This is a genomic window from Chryseobacterium sp. Leaf405 (assembly GCF_001425355.1).
In the GTDB taxonomy this organism is placed as follows: domain Bacteria; phylum Bacteroidota; class Bacteroidia; order Flavobacteriales; family Weeksellaceae; genus Chryseobacterium.
On sequence record NZ_LMQN01000015.1, the window covers coordinates 975,845 to 996,126 of the forward strand.

The 20,282-nt window shown below is 34.6% G+C and carries 19 protein-coding genes and 3 tRNA genes; 18 read left to right on the forward strand and 4 right to left on the reverse strand.

The annotated features are described in order from the left end of the window. Positions 1-25: 25 nt before the first annotated feature. The 5 genes from ASG22_RS14370 to ASG22_RS14390 all read left to right on the forward strand — a co-directional run bounded on the left by ASG22_RS14370 (position 26) and on the right by ASG22_RS14390 (position 6,621). The gene (locus ASG22_RS14370) at positions 26-934 is read left to right on the forward strand and encodes a GLPGLI family protein (RefSeq protein ID WP_055985942.1); all 909 of its coding nucleotides are present in this window, start codon (positions 26-28) and stop codon (positions 932-934) included. A 131-nt stretch (positions 935-1,065) separates the two neighbouring features. Then, a complete protein-coding gene (locus ASG22_RS14375) occupies positions 1,066-1,320 on the forward strand; it encodes a ferrous iron transport protein A (protein WP_082505029.1) in 255 nt (84 codons plus the stop codon). After that, the gene (gene feoB / locus ASG22_RS14380) at positions 1,320-3,353 is read left to right on the forward strand and encodes a ferrous iron transport protein B (RefSeq protein ID WP_082505028.1); all 2,034 of its coding nucleotides are present in this window, start codon (positions 1,320-1,322) and stop codon (positions 3,351-3,353) included. Before ASG22_RS14375 ends, feoB begins: the two co-directional genes overlap by 1 nt. A gap of 372 nt (positions 3,354-3,725) precedes the next feature. Next, positions 3,726-5,108 (forward strand): phosphoglucosamine mutase, encoded by a 1,383-nt coding sequence (glmM, locus tag ASG22_RS14385; protein ID WP_055985948.1) that lies wholly within the window; start codon positions 3,726-3,728, stop codon positions 5,106-5,108. Positions 5,109-5,232: 124 nt separating this feature from the next. Further along, entirely contained in the window at positions 5,233-6,621 is a 1,389-nt protein-coding gene (locus ASG22_RS14390; protein ID WP_055985953.1) for a tetratricopeptide repeat protein, read from the forward strand. Between the two features lie 83 nt (positions 6,622-6,704). Here ASG22_RS14390 and ASG22_RS14395 read toward each other — a convergent pair whose 3' ends face one another. The 3 genes from ASG22_RS14395 to ASG22_RS14405 all read right to left on the reverse strand — a co-directional run bounded on the left by ASG22_RS14395 (position 6,705) and on the right by ASG22_RS14405 (position 8,675). Then, positions 6,705-7,595: a DMT family transporter gene (locus ASG22_RS14395; protein WP_055985956.1), complete on the reverse strand. Its 891-nt coding sequence runs from the start codon at positions 7,593-7,595 to the stop codon at positions 6,705-6,707. Beyond that, positions 7,582-8,235: a leucyl/phenylalanyl-tRNA--protein transferase gene (gene aat / locus ASG22_RS14400; RefSeq protein WP_055985958.1), complete on the reverse strand. Its 654-nt coding sequence runs from the start codon at positions 8,233-8,235 to the stop codon at positions 7,582-7,584. The genes ASG22_RS14395 and aat overlap by 14 nt, the downstream gene beginning before the upstream one ends. A 62-nt stretch (positions 8,236-8,297) precedes the next feature. Next, entirely contained in the window at positions 8,298-8,675 is a 378-nt protein-coding gene (locus ASG22_RS14405; RefSeq protein WP_055985960.1) for a DUF3127 domain-containing protein, read from the reverse strand. Between the two features lie 190 nt (positions 8,676-8,865). On the opposite strand from ASG22_RS14405, the gene ASG22_RS14410 reads away from it, so the two are divergent. The 13 genes from ASG22_RS14410 (at position 8,866) to ASG22_RS14470 (ending at position 18,632) form a co-directional block, all read left to right on the forward strand. After that, a tRNA-Leu gene (locus ASG22_RS14410) sits at positions 8,866-8,947 on the forward strand. A 6-nt stretch (positions 8,948-8,953) separates the two neighbouring features. Next, positions 8,954-9,029 (forward strand) — tRNA-Gly (locus tag ASG22_RS14415). A gap of 6 nt (positions 9,030-9,035) precedes the next feature. Beyond that, positions 9,036-9,119, forward strand: a tRNA-Leu gene (locus tag ASG22_RS14420). Between the two features lie 95 nt (positions 9,120-9,214). Continuing rightward, positions 9,215-9,925, forward strand: a complete 711-nt coding sequence (locus tag ASG22_RS14425; RefSeq protein ID WP_055985961.1) for a response regulator transcription factor — start codon at positions 9,215-9,217, stop codon at positions 9,923-9,925. A gap of 3 nt (positions 9,926-9,928) precedes the next feature. After that, the gene (locus tag ASG22_RS14430) at positions 9,929-11,350 is read left to right on the forward strand and encodes a sensor histidine kinase (RefSeq protein ID WP_055985964.1); all 1,422 of its coding nucleotides are present in this window, start codon (positions 9,929-9,931) and stop codon (positions 11,348-11,350) included. 190 nt (positions 11,351-11,540) lie between these two features. Further along, the gene (locus ASG22_RS14435) at positions 11,541-12,035 is read left to right on the forward strand and encodes a hypothetical protein (RefSeq protein ID WP_055985966.1); all 495 of its coding nucleotides are present in this window, start codon (positions 11,541-11,543) and stop codon (positions 12,033-12,035) included. Positions 12,036-12,062: 27 nt separating this feature from the next. Then, on the forward strand, positions 12,063-12,914 hold the full coding sequence (locus ASG22_RS14440; RefSeq protein WP_055985971.1) for a YoaK family protein: 852 nt from the start codon (positions 12,063-12,065) through the stop codon (positions 12,912-12,914). Between the two features lie 345 nt (positions 12,915-13,259). Next, complete coding sequence (gene mutL / locus ASG22_RS14445; RefSeq protein WP_055985974.1) at positions 13,260-15,050, forward strand: DNA mismatch repair endonuclease MutL; 1,791 nt, start codon at positions 13,260-13,262, stop codon at positions 15,048-15,050. A gap of 2 nt (positions 15,051-15,052) precedes the next feature. Then, positions 15,053-15,784 (forward strand): rhomboid family intramembrane serine protease, encoded by a 732-nt coding sequence (locus ASG22_RS14450; RefSeq protein WP_055985977.1) that lies wholly within the window; start codon positions 15,053-15,055, stop codon positions 15,782-15,784. Between the two features lie 7 nt (positions 15,785-15,791). Further along, positions 15,792-16,784, forward strand: a complete 993-nt coding sequence (locus tag ASG22_RS14455) for an endonuclease/exonuclease/phosphatase family protein (RefSeq protein ID WP_055985979.1) — start codon at positions 15,792-15,794, stop codon at positions 16,782-16,784. Between the two features lie 76 nt (positions 16,785-16,860). Then, positions 16,861-17,835 carry an endonuclease/exonuclease/phosphatase family protein gene (locus tag ASG22_RS14460; RefSeq protein ID WP_055985982.1) on the forward strand — a complete coding sequence of 325 codons (975 nt, stop codon included), beginning with the start codon at positions 16,861-16,863 and terminating at the stop codon, positions 17,833-17,835. Between the two features lie 4 nt (positions 17,836-17,839). Beyond that, positions 17,840-18,199 carry a hypothetical protein gene (locus ASG22_RS14465; RefSeq protein ID WP_055985985.1) on the forward strand — a complete coding sequence of 120 codons (360 nt, stop codon included), beginning with the start codon at positions 17,840-17,842 and terminating at the stop codon, positions 18,197-18,199. A 22-nt stretch (positions 18,200-18,221) separates the two neighbouring features. Then, the gene (locus ASG22_RS14470; protein WP_055985986.1) at positions 18,222-18,632 is read left to right on the forward strand and encodes a hypothetical protein; all 411 of its coding nucleotides are present in this window, start codon (positions 18,222-18,224) and stop codon (positions 18,630-18,632) included. 31 nt (positions 18,633-18,663) lie between these two features. Here ASG22_RS14470 and ASG22_RS14475 read toward each other — a convergent pair whose 3' ends face one another. After that, complete coding sequence (locus ASG22_RS14475; protein WP_055985989.1) at positions 18,664-20,178, reverse strand: GH3 auxin-responsive promoter family protein; 1,515 nt, start codon at positions 20,176-20,178, stop codon at positions 18,664-18,666. Positions 20,179-20,282 lie beyond the last annotated feature (104 nt).

The following is a 20,282-nucleotide window of genomic DNA, read 5'->3' on the forward strand; positions in this document are numbered from 1 at the left end:
TAATTATATAAACAATAGAAAAACAATGAAAAAGCTATTTTCAATATTCTTGATTTCTCTTTTCGCTTTTGTAAGCGCTCAGGATAAAGATGCACAAGTAACCGCTAACCGATTTTTTTATGAATTGAGTTTCAAACCGAAAAAAGATTCTGCAAAACTTGAAAAAGTAATGTCAGTTCTCGATATTGTAAAAGATAGATCCGTTTACAGAGATTACACAATGATCGCCCAGGATTCTATTATTAAGATTCAGATCGAAGCGATGCAAAAATCCGGAGTTTTTAAAGATATGTCTAAGTCTATGAAAATGCCAAAATTCTCTGAAAAGATTGTAAAGTATTATCCGGATATGAAGATTCAGTATATAGAAAGAATTGCAAGCGGATTCTCGCCAATGGCGATTGCATACAATGAGACACCTAAATTTGATTGGAAGATTTTAAACGATAAAGCAAAAATAGGAGAATACAATACTCAAAAAGCAACAACAGAATTCGGAGGCAGAAAATGGACGGCTTGGTTCACGGCAGATCTTCCTTTTCAGGACGGGCCGTATAAGTTTTCAGGGCTTCCGGGCTTAATTGTAAAGATTGAGGACGAAGGTAAAAACTATTCTTGGGTTCTGCAGGGGAACAAAAAAATTCCAAATTGGGAAGAATTATCTTACGGAGAAAAGATTTCAAATATGAGCCTGAAGGTAACAGAAATGCCAAGAGAGAAGTTTGAAAAAACATTCAGCGATTTTAAAAAAGACCCTTTCGCTACAGCAAGACCAATGATGACACAGGAAATGATGTCTAAAACAATTCCTGGAATGGACGGAACCATAGGCGATATGATGAAGAAACAGGAAAAAATGTACAAAGATTTCTTCAATGCCAATGACAATCCTATCGAGCTTATACAGCCTGTTTCGGATAAGAAGAAAAAATAATATTCATATCAACTAAATTTATATTAAAGTCGACCCAAATACAGCAATGTATCTGGGTTGATTTGTTTTATGAAAAACTCTTATTTAGATTAAATTTAAATAGCGTATATTTGCAGGTACAAAAATTGGCTTTGAAAGTGAAGGATTTACATAAGTTGAGCGGATTTCCCAAAAATAAAATGGGAAAAATTTTGGGATATGATAATGATAGTCTTAAAATGCCTAACAAGATCATAGAAATGGGGCTTCTTCCGGAAACTTCTTTCAGGATTTTGTATCAGGCGCCTTTCAACGGACCGATGTATGTGGAGTTTGGGGACGAAAAAAGCCGTATCGCCCTTCGTGAGGAAGAAGGAGATTTTATTATTGTTGAAGAATGGAATTAATGCAGGAAACTCAAAAAAAACAGGTGCTTTTAGTCGGAAATCCCAATGTAGGAAAGTCAACGGTTTTTAATGCACTTTGCAATAAAAAACAGAAAACCGGAAACTATGCAGGGGTTACGGTGGCGAGTCATTCAGGGTTTTATAACTATGAAAATGAGGAAGTTGAGGTCGTCGATTTGCCGGGTTCGTACAGTTTGTATCCAAGCTCAGAAGACGAAGCTATTTTTTCTAAATTTTTGATTGATAATCAGAAAGATTATGCCGGGGTTGTTTATATTCTGGAAGCATTAAGTTTAAAAAGAGGTCTTCTATTATTTCAGCAGATTCAGGATCTTAAAGTTCCGATGATTTTGGTAGTCAATCAAATTGACCAGGCAGAAAGAAGGGGAATTGCTATTGATATTCAAAAATTTTCAGAAGCATTAGGAATTACCATTATTCAGACAAATGCTAAAGAGCAAATTGGTATTAATGAAATTAAGGAAGCTATTTTAAATAATAATTTTGTTACATCTGAAAAGCAATCTTTCGAAACTCCTAGCGAACATAAAGATTTTATTCAGAAATTAAAATCTCATAAAGAATTTGAAACCGAATATAAAGCATGGCTAAGCTTGTCTTTGGGAACAGATTTATCAAAAATTGACTCTATTATTGAGCAGATGAACGAGCCGGATTCTAAAAGTTTGGTTCCAAAAAGGCTGCAAGTTCAGGAAACCGTGAGAAGATATCAGAAAGCTGATAAAATATTGGCGAATGTTATTACTAAAAAACCTCAGTTCAAAGAATTATTGACAGAGAAATTAGACAAAATTTTAGTTCATAAATTCTGGGGATATGTTGTTTTCTTAGCCATTTTATTAATTATTTTCCAAAGCGTTTTCTTTTTGGCAGAATATCCAATGAACTGGATTGATGATTTATTTGCCTGGTTAGGAGCTTTTTCATCAGAACATTTGCCGGAAGGACCACTAAACTCGTTAGTTTCCAACGGAATTATTCCGGGAATCGGAGGAATTGTGATTTTTGCACCACAGATTGGGATTTTATTATATTTCTTGTATTTATTGGAAGATTCAGGATATATGGCGAGGGTGGTTTTCTTAATGGACAGGCTTCTTCGACCTTTTGGATTAAACGGAAAAAGTATTGTACCATTAGTTTCAGGAACGGCGTGTGCAATTCCGGCGGTCATTTCAACAAGAAATATCGAAAACTTAAAGGAAAGGTTATTAACGATTTTGGTAACACCTTTCATGACGTGTTCTGCAAGGCTTCCCGTTTACAGCATTATTATCGGTTTAATTATTTCGGATAAAACGATTTTAGGAATAAAATACAAGGCTTTGGTCTTGATGGGAATGTATTTACTGGGTTTTTTTGTAGCATTATTTTCTGCAGCAGTTCTTAATAAATTCATTAAAAATAAAGGTAAAACTTATCTGGTGATGGATTTGCCGACATATAAAAAACCACTTTTTGCCTATGATTTTAAAATGGTTTTGGGCAAAGTCTGGGATTTCATTTCAGGAGCGGGTAAAATTATTTTCATTGTAAGTATTATCATTTGGGTGTTGAGCTATTTCGGACCAAAACAGCAACCCAACGAGTTCGTAGCGACAGATGTTCATTTGGATCATTCTTATCTGGCTAAAATGGGGAAAGGAATCGAGCCGGTAATTGCACCTCTCGGATACGACTGGAAAATGGGTGTTGGGATCTTAACAAGCTTCGTAGCAAGAGAAGTTTTCGTAGGAACGATGTCTACATTATACAGTTTAGAAGATGACGCGCCCGAAGTGAAAGTAATCGATAAAATGAGAAGAGATGTAAAACCGAACGGCGAAAAAGTCTTCAGTTTTGCGACGGGTGTTTCCGTACTTTTATTTTACGCATTTGCAATGCAGTGTATTTCTACACTTGCAGTAGTCTACAGAGAAACCAAAAGCTGGAAATGGACCGGCTTTCAGGTGGCAATGATGACCGGTTTGGCATATTTTGTGTCGATGATAGCTTATCAGATATTAAAATAATGGATACTTCATTAATTCTACAATACATAATTGTCTTTCTTGTTGTTGCATTTGCCTGCTACTCTTTATTCAAGATACTCAGGAAGAATTTTGCACCTAAGAAGTTCAGTTCCAAACGAACAAACTGTGACAAAGATTGTGGATGTTCATAGAAAAATAACATTCCTGTGGAAAACTAAACATTTTTAGAAGTCTTTTTTTACTTATTTTTGTGGAATATTAAAACACAGATAATATGAAAAAAGAATTGATAGAATTGCTTTTCTGAAATTCGAAAATGTCTCGTATTTTTTCTGGTAGAGAAAATGATCTGTGAGAAGCATTTTGTTAAAATCAACAAAATGGTATTATTAAAATTTAAATAAAAACTTAATGTCATTAATAAAAAGTATTTCAGGAATACGTGGAACCATCGGTGGAAAAGTGAATGATAATTTAACTCCGCTTGATATTGTAAAATTTGCTTCGGCATTCGGAACCTGGCTTCAAAATAATAAAAACAAAAAAGATTTAACCTTAATTATTGGTCGTGATGCAAGAATTTCAGGCTCAATGGTTAATTCTTTGGTAACAGCAACTCTGCAGGGATTAGGAATTAATGTGGTGGATTTGGGACTTTCTACAACACCAACGGTTGAAATAATGGTTCCGGAATTGAAAGCAGACGGTGGAATTATCCTTACCGCTTCGCATAACCCAAAACAATGGAACGCTCTGAAATTATTAAATGAAAAAGGAGAGTTCATTACCGGAGAAAATGGAGCAGAAGTATTGGCTTTGGCAGAAAGCGAAGACTTTAACTATGCAGAAGTGGATGATTTAGGGAAATACGAAACCAGAGATGATGCTTTTGATATTCATATTCAGCAGATTCTTCATTTGCCGATGGTTGATGTTGAAGCAATTAAGTCCAAAAACTTTAAAGTGGTTTTGGATGCTGTAAATTCTACAGGAGGTATTGCAATTCCCATGCTATTAGACAAGCTTGGTTGTGAAACAGTAAAGTTATATTGCGAGCCAAACGGGCAATTCCCGCACAATCCTGAACCGTTAAAAGAACATTTGGGTGACATCTGTGAGTTGGTAAAGAAAGAAAATGCAGATTTGGGTGTTGTGGTAGATCCGGATGTTGACAGATTGGCTTTGGTCGACGAAAAAGGTGAAATGTTTGGAGAAGAATACACTTTGGTTGCCGTTGCAGATTATTTGTTGAAACATAAAAATGGTGTGGCAATTTCCAATCTTTCTTCAAGCCGCGCGTTGAGAGATGTTGCTAAAACGCACAGTTCAGAATATTTTGCAAGTGCTGTGGGAGAAGTAAATGTGGTTACTTTAATGAAAGAGAAAAATGCAGTAATCGGCGGTGAAGGAAACGGAGGAATTATTTACCCGGAATTACATTACGGAAGAGATTCTTTGGTAGGTGTAGCTTTATTTTTAACTCATTTGGCAAAGGAAAATAAAACTGTTTCTGAGTTGAGAGCAGGATATCCAAGCTATTTTATGGGTAAAAAGAAAATTGAACTGACTCCGGAAATAAATGTTGATGAACTTTTAACCAAAATGGAAAAAGAGTATCAAAATGAAGAGGTTTCTACGGTAGACGGAGTAAAAATAGATTTTGAAAATAATTGGGTTCATCTTAGAAAGTCTAATACAGAACCGATTATCAGAATCTATACAGAGGCTAAATCTCAGGAGGAAGCCGACAGATTAGGAGATGAAATGATAGCTAAAATCAATAGTTTGATTTAGAAAAATTAACATCTGTTTCATCATTTTAATCGTATTTATTATTAAATTTATAGTACTAAGATTTTCAGAAGCGAGTATTTGTACATCTCATATCTCTGGTCTTAAATCTTAAAACTGTTTTATATTGGAAGAATATTTTGGAAATGAACTTGTAAAGAAGTTCGAGGAAATGATGGAAAACAATGATGAATTCTACTTTGATACAGAAGAGTTAGAAGACATTATTGTTTATTATCTGGAGCTGGGTGACTTTAATTATGCCGATACGGCAGTGAGTTATGGTTTGAAGCTTCATCCCAATTCTTTAGATATCAAGATAAAAAAACTTGAAATTCTTCTGGAATGGGAAGATTATAATACAGCAAAAGGTCTTATCAACGAGTTGAAGGGTTCTTCTATGGAAAACACAGACTTTTTGGTTTGCTATGCCAAGTATTATTCGAATTTGGGAAATCCTAAAAAAGCCATTGAAATTTGTCAGAAAGCTTTAGAATTGAAAGAAGAAGAAAACTTCCTTCACAACTTTATTGCGGATGAATACGTGAATTTAGGAGATCCTTTTAACGCTCTTAAACATTACAGACAAGCACTGAAAGAAGATCCAACAGATGAATATTCGTTGGAAAATGCGATGGTTTGTTTTTCTGATCTGAATAAGAACGAAGAGGCAATTGCTTTTCTTAACGAATATCTGGATGAGTTTGCTTATTCGGAAGTTGCCTGGTTTGAATACGGACAATATTATTTCAACAGAAAGAATTTTGAAGAGGCGATTAAAGGCTATGACTATTTATTGGCGATCAATTCCAGCTCTGTTGGAGTATATGCTAATAAAGCGGCTTGTTATGAAGCTTTAGGTCAATATAAAAAAGCCATTGAAGTCTATGAAGAAATGCTTGAATTGGAATATACAAAAGCGTTTACTTTTTATAAAATAGGACTTTGTTACAAAGCTTCTAAACAGCCAACAGTAGCTTTAAACTTCTTCCAGAAATCATTAAGAGAAGATCCTCAGTTTTATCTGGCAATGATGGAGCAATCTTATGTATATGAAGAAATGGGCGGTATGCCTGAAGCTTTGCATTTTGCGAGAGAAGCAACAAGTCTTAATGATAACAATTTAGATTATCAGAAAAGATTGGCATTTTTGTTCATTGATTCGGGTAAGTTTGAAGAAAGTCTTTCTTGTCTTAAAAAATTAGTAGATGCTGAGCCGTCAAGATTTTATAATTGGTACGCTTATTCTGAAGTTTTGATGCTTTTGGGAGAATATGAGGAAGCGGTGGCGCTTTTAAATAATGCTGTAAAAGTACATAACAGAGCAGAATTGTATTACCAGTTAAGCAATTGTTATTTAAATCTGAGAGAGCAGGAAAAAGGGAAAGAATCTCTTTTCCACGCTTTGGAATTAGATCCTTCTTTAGTTTCGGATATGCAGAAAAAATATCCGTTTATCAAAGATGAGGTGAAAAAGGCAAAAGCAAAGGTGAAAAAGAAGAATTCTGAAGGCTAAAACTGGATGATCGAAGTTTTAATTAACCGATTTTAAAAGAATAAAAATTTAAATCAAATAAAAATCCTGCAGAGATGCAGGATTTATTTTTTTATAACGTTTGGTTTTGCTCTTAAAAATATCAATCCCGCAATAATAATTCCTGTTCCTATAAACTGTATTGTTCCAAGCTTCTCACCGTCTAAAATTCCCCAGATAATCGCCACAATCGGCATCAGCAAAGTAACTGTTGACGCAAATAAAGGTGTTGAAACTTTCAATAATCGATAATTCATCATCATTGCCAATCCGGTTCCGAAAATGGATAGTAAACCAACGAACATCAATCCAGTTAAATTATTTTCATCAAAACTAAAGGTTGAAAAGAATCCTGTAAAGCTTAAAGCGATTAATGAAGGAAAAAATAATACAAAAGAAAAGACAAAAGCCGATAAAACCGTGGAAGAAATTTCCATTAATTTAGATTTTACTGTTGTTGTGCTGATGGCGTAACATAAAGTTGCCAATAATAACAATAAAATCGGAATCAGTTTAAATTTTCCACCTTCACCGTCTCCACCAAAAGCGAGCAAACAAACGCCTGTAAAACTTATTAAAGTCCCAACAATCTGTTGTTTTGTAGTATCAAATTTCCATATCAAAGCGCCGACAATAATGACGAAAATAGGCATCATCGAGTTAATGATTCCCGCAATGCTGCTGCTGACCTCCGTCTCCGCAATCGGAAATAAAAACATTGGAATAAAATTTCCTGTAAAAGCTGCCAATAACAACCATTTTAAATGTTTTTTCGGAAATAATTTATACTTCAAAATGGCAATCGGCATTAAAATAATTCCAGCAATCAAAACCCTCAAAGCTCCGACCTGATACGGACTGAAATGTTCTAACGATTTTTTAATTAAAATAAAAGAAGATCCCCAGATAAGGCTTAAGACAACCAGAAGAATCCATTTTTCTTTATCGGCGTTCATTATTTTCGTGTAAAATTTTTAAAAATTCTTTTTTAGGAATCATTTGGGCTCCAAGACTTTCTAAATGTTCTGTATGGGACTGACAATCAATTAACTCAATGGTGTTTTTATGAGTTTCAACAAAATGAATAAATCCGGCTTTGGAAGCGTTGCTTACTTTTGCAAACATACTTTCGCCACAGAAAACATTTCCGATCTGAAGTCCGTAAAATCCTCCAACTAATTCGCCGTCTTGCCAGACTTCAATGCTTTTCGCCAAACCATATTCGTGAAGAGTAATGAAAGATTCTCTCAGTTCGTCAGAAAGCCACGTTCCGGTTTGTTCTTTTCGGATTGATTGCTGACAATTGGTAATAACTTCTCTGAAATTTTGATTTTCCGAAAAAGTAAAAACATTTCTGTTTAATATTTTCCTCATCGATTTTGAGACTTTTAAATCAGTCGGAAATAAAACAAATCTCGGATCGGGACACCACCAAAGAATCTCTTCACCCGGATTATACCAAGGGAAAATACCCAATTGATAGGCAAACCATATCCTTTCTATGGAAAGGTCTCCGCCAAATGCAATGATACCCTCGTGTCCGTCATATATTTCAGGATCTGGGAATGAAATTTCGTTTTCGTCTAATCGCACCATTTTTTGAGGAAAAAAAATCCCACTTAAAAAGCAGGATTTATATTTTGAATATTAACTTTTAATTAAAAAGGTAAATCATCATCATCGTCGCCAGCAAAAGGATTCTCGTTAGAAACCGAAGATGCAGACTGTGAAGGCGAAGCTTGTGTAGGCTCTGAACCATTATCAAGAACTTTTTCTACTCTCCATCCTGTAATAGAATTGAAGTATTTTGTCTCGCCTTGAGGAGAAACCCATTCTCTACCTCTGATGTTGATACCCACCTTTACATTTTCTCCTTCTTTCAAAGAATCTAATAAACTGATCTTATCAGACAAAAATTCTATGTTTATCGGCTGAGGATACTGTTCCTGCGTCAGAATAACCATTTCTCTCTTTTGGAAACCGCTCGCAAATGTCTGAGCGTCAAATATTTTCTTTACCGTTCCTTGTAATTCCATATCGTAATTATTAACATTGTAAAAGTAAGAAAATCAATCGTAATAAAGACTACCACAGAATAAAAATGTAAAAATTTTAATTTTTTTTCGTGAAAAGTTTGGAGATAAAGGAAATTATCCTATCTTTGCACCACTGAAAACGAGAAAACAGAACAGGTTCTTTAAAAAATAAGTTTTCAGAGTAAACAATGCGGATGTGGTGTAATTGGTAGCCACGCCAGACTTAGGATCTGGTGCCGAGAGGCGTGGGGGTTCGAGTCCCTTCATCCGCACAGTATGCGAAAATAGCTCAGCTGGTAGAGCACAACCTTGCCAAGGTTGGGGTCGCGGGTTCGAATCCCGTTTTTCGCTCCACTCCATGCCCTGGTGGTGGAACTGGTAGACACGCAGGACTTAAAATCCTGTGTTCGTAAGAACGTGCGGGTTCAAGTCCCGCCCGGGGTACTAAAACCCTCTGTAATTTATTACGGAGGGTTTTTTATTATCTATATTATTTAAGTTCCCATTTTTTTCTATTTTTGTGAAATTCCAAATTTCAAATGAACAAAATTATTCTCATCGAAGACGAAACCAGTGTTGTTTCCTTTATTAAAAAAGGACTTCAGGAAAACGGGTACGAAATTTCCGTGGCTTTTGACGGTAAAACCGGAGTGCAATTGGTACAGTCGAATGATTTTGATTTGGTGATTCTGGATATTATGCTGCCGGAAATGAACGGGCTGGATGTTTGTAAAGAAATCAGGAAAACCAATAAACATGTACCGATTCTTTTTTTAACGGCATTGGGAACTTCTGAAAATATTGTTCTCGGGTTGGAAAATGGAGGAGATGATTATTTGGTAAAACCTTTTAAGTTTATTGAATTGGTTGCCCGTGTGAAATCTTTATTAAGAAGAAGTGGTCACAATGGAAATATTCCCGAAATTATAGAACCTGAAGTTGATAACGAGCACGTTTTTCAGTTTTCAGATTTGATTTTGAACGATTATACTAAGAAAGTTACCCGAGCGGGAGAAGAAATTACGCTGACTTCCACAGAATATAAATTGCTGTTGTATTTTCTTAATAATCCTGAAAAAGTAATCTCAAGAGCCGAAATCTTGGATTCTGTCTGGGGGGTAAATTATGAATTAGGGACCAATGTTGTAGATGTTTATGTGAATTATTTAAGAAAAAAATTGGATCATCAGGATGATAATAAATTGATTCATACCGTGATAGGTATGGGTTATGTGTTGAAAAAACCTTAATAGATGTTTAATAGAGTGATCACAAACCAAACCAAAACGATGGTGCTTTTGATGTTAGTTTTTACTGCCATCATATTGCTGTTCAGTGGGTTGGTGTATTTCTCGATTGTCAACTTTTCGCATCAGAGGTTTTATGAATTATTAAAAATCCGAACGACAACAATTATTCAGATTGAAAAAAGCAAAGATGATCTTGATATTCCTGAAAATTATATTCTGAATGGTTTGAATGACGAAGAGCTTCCGATGGAGCGGGATTACGTTTTTGCAGTTCCTACCGATTCCAATTTCAAGAAAATTTCTCATGAAGTTCATATTCCGGATTACTTTTTCAAGAGTATTGTCAAAAATGGCGAATCCAATTTTAACGATAAAGAGTTTTATTACATCGGTCAGACTTTCAGGCACGACGACAAAGATTATATTGCGATAGCTTCTGCCAAAAACCATTATGTGGTATATTATCTGGGCTTTTTAAAACGAACTTTAATGACCTGCATCGTACTTTCTCTGTTTTTCAGTATGATTTTCTCTTTTTATTTATCGAAAACATTGTTTAAACCTATCTTAAAAATTACAGGAAAAGTAAAGGAAATCAGTTCAGAAAATCTTCATTTGCGTCTTGAACCACAGCCTGATAACAAAGAATTAAATGAATTAATTGATACCTTCAACGGAATGCTGAACCGTATCGAAACCTCTTTCGAAACTCAGAATCACCTGATTGGAAATGTTTCGCACGAATTGAGAACACCTTTAACGTCGATTATGGGTGAGGCTGATGTTGCGCTTTCGATTTCCCGGACTAATAATGAATACAAAGAAACATTAGGAATTATCCTGGATGAAGCTGAAAAATTAGATAAAAAAATTAAGGCTTTACTGATGATTGCTCAAACCGGTTTCGACGGCAAAATCCAGAAAATGGATAAAGTGCGCATGGATCAGTTGCTTTGGGATGTTATTGAAACATTGCGAAAGATTGATTCCAGAAACAATATTTATCTGGACATCAGTATGTTACCGGATAATCCGAAAAAACTGAAAGTTCAGGGGAACGAACAATTGTTGCATCTTGCGGTGACGAATATTATTCAAAACGGATGTAAATATTCTAATTTTCAACAGGTTAAAGTTTCATTAGGTGCGACAGACACAGATGTTTATCTCATCGTAAAAGACAACGGAATCGGAATTCCTGAAGAGGAAATGAATAAAATTTATGATCCGTTTTTTCGGGCTTCCAATACAAAAAACTATGAAGGATATGGGATCGGGCTTCCTTTGGCAAGAAATATCGTCAGAATGCATCACGGCGAATTAATCGTAAGTTCTCATCAGGATCAGGGGACAACGGTGCAGCTTCGTTTTCCCAATTATTACATCATGCTGCAGGAAGGAAAAGAAAATACTGAAAGTATATAATTGACTTAAAAACCTTTACTGTAGGTCTTTTTGCTGTCATTAATTCTCAATATTAATCTTCCTTAACAATTTTCTAATCTCATTTTAATCTCTTTAATCACATTTTAATTTCGTTTTAAATGGCTTTTAATCTGGTCACTTTAGTTTTGTATCATCGAAAAAGATAAATACGAACCTAAATCTTAATAATATGACTAAAACGATTTTAATAGCCACAGATTATTCTCTTGAGTCTTTAAATATTTTAAAAAAAGTACTGAAAGAGAAAGATGCTTCGGAAGACCAAAATCAATATAATATTCTTTTGGTTTCAGGATATGATATGGGAGATTCTATCAGAGATCTTTTATTCAATACAAAAAGTACGATTTTCAGTAAAATCAAACCACAGGAATTTAATGACGCTTACGGAATCATTAAAAATAAATATCCTCATTTAATCAATAAAGTGATCTGTGATATTTTCACGGGAAGTTTTCAGAGAACATTCAATAATTACGTGAAAGCTGAAAATATTGAAGAGGCTTATTATTCGCCATCCATTAAAAGCAAAGGAAAAGGAAAATTCGACTTAATTCCTTATATCAAAAAGTGCAAAGAATTAGAATCTCATGCAATTGCTCTTGAGGTTCGTACAAGCCTTCCGGAAAAAGGAAGATTGGCAGAGGTTTTTGTGGAAGCTTAAAATAATCAACACTAAAACTTTGAAAAAATGTTAAGGAATTATAGTAACAGCAGGACGTTGGGAGACAACATTAGACTGGGGACGCTGACTGCCTTTACGGCAGGGACTATAAATATAGCATCTCTATTGATATTTCTCTCTTTTACATCAAACGTAACGGGACATTATGCGATTTTTGCGGCCGAGATCAGTAAAGGAAACTGGTCGCAGGTAGCAGTCGTAGGACTTTGGATTTTTCTTTTCTTTTTCGGAGGATTTGTATCCAATTTTATTGTCATTAATTTTAATAAAAGAAGTAAATATTTTGCGCATTCAATGCCTTTGATTTTAGAGATCATCTGTTTATTGTTTGTCGGAATTTACGGACAGTTTTATTACCGTAAAACACTGGAAGAAACTGAATGGCTGGTAGCATTAATGTTATTTGCAACGGGTTTACAGAATGGCTTAACGGCAAGTATATCAAACTTCTCGGTAAAAACGACTCACCTTACGGGTACAACGACCGATTTAGGAATTTTATTTTCTATGTTTACCAAACAAGAATTCAGAAAGAACGGGGAATTGATAGCAAGAGCTAAACTGTTAATGAGCATCATGGTTGCTTATGTTTTGGGTGCTGTGTTTTCGGGATTAACGTACTTTTATCTTGAGTTCAGAGTATTTTACGTAATCAGTTTATGTTTATTGGTGGTCATTGGATATGACGCTTATAAAATTCATATCAGACACTTCAATACGCAATACAGATACAGCAAAATCTATAAAAAACCAAATATTTTGGCTTACTTATATGATAAGATCCACGGAATTCCGGAGATTAAGGCTGAAGTAAAAGAGAAGAGAGAGAAAAAGAGAACACTGGTATTTGAAGATTAAAAATGATAAAGCGCAATGTTTAAAAGTGATGTTTTTACTTATAACACTATTGGTAAATAATCAACACTTTTTACTTAAATGCAATATATAAAGATAAATGTTAAATAAAAGATAATTAATATCAGTATTAATTTTGTGTAAACTAGCTGTGAATCAATCCTCTAATTGTATGGTGCAATTAGGGGATTGTATTTTTCGCCGAAACATTGATTAACAGCCATTTTGGCTGAAAAGTGGTAGCTGGCTGGGTTGTTGATATGTTGATAATTAAATTTTAATTCAGGGGTTTATAGTTTTAATTCTTGTTTTGAATGACTATTTTTGTAAGTTGATTTACTTTTTTTTATGTCAGATATTATTCAGCTTTTACCGGATCATGTAGCCAACCAGATTGCAGCAGGAGAAGTGGTGCAAAGACCGGCATCCATTGTTAAAGAACTTTTGGAAAATGCCATTGATGCCGACTCTACTAAAATCGAGTTGATTATCAGAGATGCGGGAAAAAACCTGATTCAGGTGGTAGATGATGGAAAAGGAATGTCTGAAACGGATGCCAGAATGGCTTTTGAAAGACATGCCACCTCCAAGATCAGAGGAACTGAAGATATTTTTAAAATTGCTACAAAAGGTTTTCGTGGCGAAGCGCTGGCTTCTATCGCAGCAGTTTCTCAGGTTGAATTAAGGACCAAACAAAAGGATGCAACCATCGGAACGAATATTTATATTGAAGGAGGCGTTTTCCAGTTTCAGGATCCGGCTCAGACGGCTGAAGGTTCCAATTTTTTAGTGAAAAATCTTTTTTATAACGTTCCTGCAAGAAGAAAATTTCTTAAAAATAATAATGTTGAATTCAGACATGTAATTGATGAATTTCAACGGGTTGCATTAGCTCATGAAAATTTGGAGTTTTCTTTATTTCATGATGATGAAGCAGTTTTCAGATTAAGAAAAGGGAGCCAAATGCAGCGTATCGTAGATATTTTCGGACGAAAACTGCAACCGCAACTGATTCCGATTAAAGAAGATATTATTTGGTGCAAACTTCACGGATATGTTGCAAAACCTGAAGGTGCCAAAAAGACAAGAGGCGAGCAGTTTCTTTTTGTAAACGGCAGGTATTTTAAAAGTCCGTATTTTAATAAAGCGGTTCAGGAAGCGTTCGAAGGATTGCTGATGCCAGGTTATACACCGACATTTTTCTTGTTCTTAGAGCTTGATCCTGAAAAAATTGATGTCAATATTCATCCACAAAAAACGGAAGTTAAATTTGAAGATGAACATTTGATTTTCGCTTTGCTTCGTTCCACCATTAAAAGGTCTTTGGGGATTTATAATGTTTCTCCAAGTCTTGATTTTGAAAGAGATCCGCACTTTGATGATTTGATGCAGAAAACGTATCCTAGCAAAGGAAATAATTCTGGCGGAAGTGGCTTCATCAAAATGCCCGAAATTATCGTCGATAAAGATTACAATCCTTTCTTGGAAGATACCGCAGTGCAGCCGGCAGAAATACAAAATCTGACGGATATGTATCATCAGAATATTACGGCAGCGCCTTCAAAAATCAATTTATTTGAAGAAGAAGATTTTGATGAAGATTTGATGAGGTTACCCAACGGATATTGGGTGTTCAACAAAGGCGACAGAACACTGATGCTGGATTTGGGAAGAATGCACCGGCTTTGGGTTTCTGAAAATACAAAACCGACCAAAAAGGGTTCTACAAACAGTCATGCTTTGCTTTTCTCTCTTGAATATCACATGAATGAAATTGAGAAAAATAAATATAAATCAATTAAAAAATATCTTCCTGAGCTTGGGTTTGAAACAAGTATTGCACATGAAAGTGTATTAAGAATTGATGCCGTTCCGGAAGGATTGAAAGAAACTCAGGTAATGAAATTCCTGGAAAATCTTTTTGAAATTCTGGAATATAAAACGGAAGAGGAGTTTATTCATTTCTACCAAAACCAATGGAGCAAACTGCAGTCGAAATCGAGATTTGACTTTATCTATAAAAAAGATGCGGAACAATTGATCAAAGATTTTACGGCATTAGGTTTCCCGGAATTTCTGCCTGATGGGAAAAGATGTTTTTTTGAGATTCCGTTTAATGATTTTAAAAATAAATTTTAAAGATGTTTAATAATATACCGCCGATTACAAGAAATATTATCATTATAAATGTAATTGTATTTATAATTGCAAATCTTCTACTGAGTAATCAGTTCACGGGCTATCTTGCTGCGTTTTATCCTTTTTCACCATTTTTTAAATCATGGCAGATTATTACTCATATGTTTATGCATGGAAGTATCATGCATATTTTATTTAATATGTTAACATTGTTTAGCTTCGGTCCTATTTTGGAGCATGCTTTAGGTGAAAAAAAATATCTTATTCTTTATTTTGCAAGTGGATTAGGTGCTTTTTTCTTATTTAATCTTTGGAATTTTATCGAAGTTCAGCAAATTACAAATGAATTACAGCAATTAGGATTTAATGTCGATGCGTATTTGTCGGGAGCGGATGTTGGCTTTTCAGGATCGTCAGAATCTATTGTAAGACAACAGGCATTAGAACAGAATTTGAACAGTATAATGGGAACTCCGATGGTTGGAGCTTCAGGAGCTATCTTTGGAGTGATAGCGGCTTTTGCAACATTGTATCCGGACTCAAAAATTGCAATGATGTTTATTCCGGTTCCTATAAAAGTTAAATATTTATTACCTATTGTGGTACTTGTTTCAGTATTTTTAGGGGTTTCGGGGAGCGGAGGTGGAATTGCCCATCTTGCCCATGTTGGTGGTGCTTTAGTCGGTTGGATTTTGGCAAGAAGCTGGAGAAAACATTTGTATAGATTTAATTAAAATTCCTTTGAAAGTCTTTCGTCTTATACTTTTACTCGTTCATGTAGGAATATTCTTTCTTTTAGTTGGGGTGTTACTGAACGCTTATATTCCGCCAAAGGTTTTTCCTTGGCTTAATTTACTTTCTTTGGGTTTCCCGATATTAATTACAGGATATGTTTTAATCACTCTTTTCTGGATTTTCAGCTGGAAAAAAAGAGCATTTGTTTTTCTGTTTTTAGGATTGCTGTTTTTTAATTCTACTATGAGATGGATTAATTATTCGCCTGAAACAAATGAAATTGCAGATCTTAAAATCATTTCTTTTAATGCAAATAACGGTGCCTTTGGAGAGCACAATGTTGAATCTTTTATTAACAATCAAAAGGCAGATGTTGTTTTGTTACAGGAAGTTGGCAACTACAAGAAATATAATTTTGATGGGTTACAGAGAGCTCCTAAAAGTCCTATAATTTCTCTCTTCACTAAGCATAAGATTATTAATCAAATTGAGCTTATCAACAGCGATTACGAATACAATAATGCCTATGCAACACAAACGGATATTGAAATTAAAGGAAAAATATATCGTTTCATCAATGTCTATCTTCAGCCATTTAAATTTGAAAAAAGCATGGTAAAAATGGACGGTAATAATGAAAAGGATGAAGAGAAGCTAAAAAATATTATCAAAAGATTAATTCCGACTTTTAAAATGCATCAGGATCAGATTGTACCCATAAAAAAAGCGGTAGAAAACTCTCCTTATCCTGTTATTTTGACTGGTGATTTTAATTCTGTACCCAATTCCTATGAATATTATCATTTGGTAGAAGGCCTTCAGGATGTTTTCTTAAAAGTGGGAAGCGGAAGCGCAACAAGCTTTCACGATTATAAGTTTCCCATAAGAATAGATTATATTTTTACTTCTGAATCAATAAAACCAGTGAGTTATAAAGTAGATCGGTCGGTGAAAATTTCCGATCATTACCCTGTAATTTCTACCTTTAAACTACAATAATAAGTTATAAAGTTCGTTAAAGCTATTTATGTGGTAGGATTTTTGCTAAAAAATAAAAGTACCATATACTGTTTTCATGAAGCTGCGTCAGATTTTACTTTTTGCACACCTTTCTATTGCTGTTTTGCTTTTATGCACATTGGTAAATGCGTGGATTCCGCCTAATCTTATCGGAAATCTAAATCTTTTATCATTAGGATTTCCCTATTTGATCTCATTATATATTTTATTAACTCTTGTTTGGATTATTAAAAGAAAAAAAATTGCCATCGCTTTTGTCTTGGGTATTTTTTTATTCTACAATCCAATACGAAGATGGGTTAATTTCTCTCCGAAAACAGAAAATGTAAAATCAATACGAGATATTAAAGTGTTAACATTCAATGTAAAATATGGTGATTTCGGTTGGGAGAAAGTAAAAAAATATATTACAGATCAAAATGCAGATATTATTTTAGTTCAGGAAAAAGATACCAATCATGCATTGAGACAGGATATGGTGAAATATCCCTCAGTTATTTTAAAGACAAAACATAAAATCGTAAGACAGGAAGAATTGATTACTGATAAATCCAGAGGAAATTCTTTCTATGCCGATATTGATATTAACGGAAAAATTATCAGGGTTGTGAATGTTTATTTGGAGCCTTTCAGGCTTAATAAATCGATGCTTAAGTTTGAAGGATTAAATAAACAGGGTGGAAAGATTAATACACTTCTTTCGCACATGACACCGACTTTTAAAGCACACGAAGATCAGATTAAAAAAATAAGAAAAGCAGTAGATCTTTCGCCATATCCGGTGATTCTGGCGGGTGATTTTAATTCTGTACCTAATTCTTATGAATATTATAATTTAGGAAAAGATCTTCAGGATGCATTTTTAACGGCAGGAAACGGCAGTTCGTCTAGCTTTCACGATTATAAAGTTCCGTTAAGGATTGATTATATATTCAGTTCAAAATCGATTATTCCATTAAGCTATAAGGTGGACAATTCTGTAGAATTATCGGATCATTATCCTGTAATTGCAGAATTTCTGCTAAATTAGTTCCATGAAAAATTTACTTTTTTTAGCTTTCGTTTTTTCAGGGATAATTCTTTCTTGTTCGAAGAAAGAACCTGCTGATCTGTACCCAACGGAAAGTGGAAAAGCAACGTACGATACCACGGCAATAGATTCTTTTTCTAATGGCGCAGCTTCTGTAGATATTGTACGGCAAATCAAAATGTCTTCTCAGAAATATCAGGATTCAATAAAAGAAGCGATAAAACTTCAGGAACAGGAAAACAAGCTGAAGGCAGAATTAGAAAAAGAAAATAAAAAGAAAACGGAAGACGAAAAGAAAAATGCCGATGAAGAAAAGAAGCAAAAGTCTTTTGAAAATTCCAAATCAGAAACCAAAACAGAATAGTTTAACATTTAAAATATACAGTATGAAAAAACAAATTTTATCGGCATTGATGATTTCAATAGTATTGGTATCATGCACGAAATCAACTTCAAAAACAGAAAAAGTAGAAAATCCTGACGGAACAGTTACGACCACAACGACAACCGAAAGCCAAACAGGTTTAGGCGTTGACACTGCAAAAATTAATCAGGCGAAGGAAAATACGCAGACAAAGATTGATGAGGCTGGTGATAAAATTGATAATGCAGCTGAAAATGCTAAAAATAAGATTAATACAACGGCAGATAAAGCTAAAGAAGATCTTAATAAAGCAGGAAAAGATATCAAAACCGGAGCTCAGGAAGTTGGCAAAGACGTGAAAAATGTTGCCGCAAAAGGTGCTTCTAAAGTTGAAGAAGGAGCTAAGAAATTAAAAGAAGATTTAAGTAAATAAAATAAAAACCGCAGAATCAACTGCGGTTTTTTTATCTGTTTAGTTCCAGTAAAGGATCAATATATTCTCTGTCGTTGCTGAGTCTCGGCACTTTATTTTGTCCGCCTAATTTCCCTTTAGATTCAAGCCAGCAATAAAAAAGATTGGGCTTTGCAATATGTACAATCGGTCTTTTCAACGTAATATTATTGTAGCGTTTTGCTTCGTAATCTGAATTGATAGATTTTAAGTGCTGATCAAATATATCAATAAAATGCTCTAAATCGTTCGGTTTTTCACAGAATTCAAAAATCCACTCATGAGCACCACCTTCATTTTCTTTCATGAAAACAGGGGCTCCTGTGAAGTCTGAGATCGCAGAGTTTGTTTCTTTACAGGCTTTGGAAAGTGCAGATTCTACATTGGTAATCATTAATTCTTCCCCAAATGCGTTGATATAATGTTTCGTTCGTCCTGTAATTTTTATTCTGAATGGATTGATAGATGTGAAAACCACAGTATCACCAATTAAATATCTCCATAAACCGCCATTTGTGGTAATCACCATGGCATAATTTTTCCCCACTTCCACATCTTCCAGACTTACAACATCCGGATTTGATAGATGAAACTGATCCATTGGGATAAACTCATAGAAAATCCCGTAATCAAGCATCAACAACATTTCATCACTATTCGGTCTGTCCTGAATTCCGAAAAATCCTTCAGAAGCGTTATAAATTTCGTAGAAATTAATGTCTTTACCTAGAATTTGTCTGAACTGTTCTTTATAAGGTTTAAAACTGATTCCGCCATGAAAGAAGACTTCCAGATTAGGCCAAAGCTCAGAAATGTTTTTGTAATCGGTTTCTTTCAAAACCCTCTGCAAAAGAACCATCATCCAGCTTGGAACACCCAGAATACTTCCTACATCTTCACCTTTTACTTCAGAAGTGATTGCTTTCAGCTTACTTTCCCATTCTCCCATCAAAGAAACCTTTTTACTGGGAGTCGTAGTAATTTCTACCCAAAACGGAAGATTATCAATTAGAATGGCCGATAAATCACCAAATTTGGTGTTGAAATCTGCGTATAATTCTGAGCTTCCGCCTAAACGGAGATTTTTATAATTAAAAAGCTGATTTTCAGGATGGTTATTGGCATAAATGGAAACCATATCTTTCCCGGCTTTCAGGTGACAATATTCAAGACTCTCTGCAGAAATTGGGATGAATTTGCTTTTGGCGTTGGTCGTTCCGGAAGATTTTGCAAAATGTTTGATATAACCGGGCCAGCTTACATCTTTTTGCCCCTGTCTTGCTTTTTCGATATAGGGTTCCATTTCTTCATAGGTAACAACAGGAACTTTATTTTTAAAATCCTGATAGCTTGAGATAGAATTAAAACCATACTTCTTGCCGTACTCTGTATCTTCGGCATGAAAAAGTTGGGAAAATAGTATACCCTTCTGAGTTTCAATGGGATGATCCATGAAATTCTGAATCTGATCTATCCTTTGACGGATAAACCAGTTTACAACAGTATTGAAAAGTGCTTTTGTTGCCATTCTAACAAATATAATACTATTTGGATTTTCAGGAAATTTTTTCTTCGATTAAATAAAAAAACCGCTACAAATTTTGTAACGGTTTGATATTTAGATTTATTGTT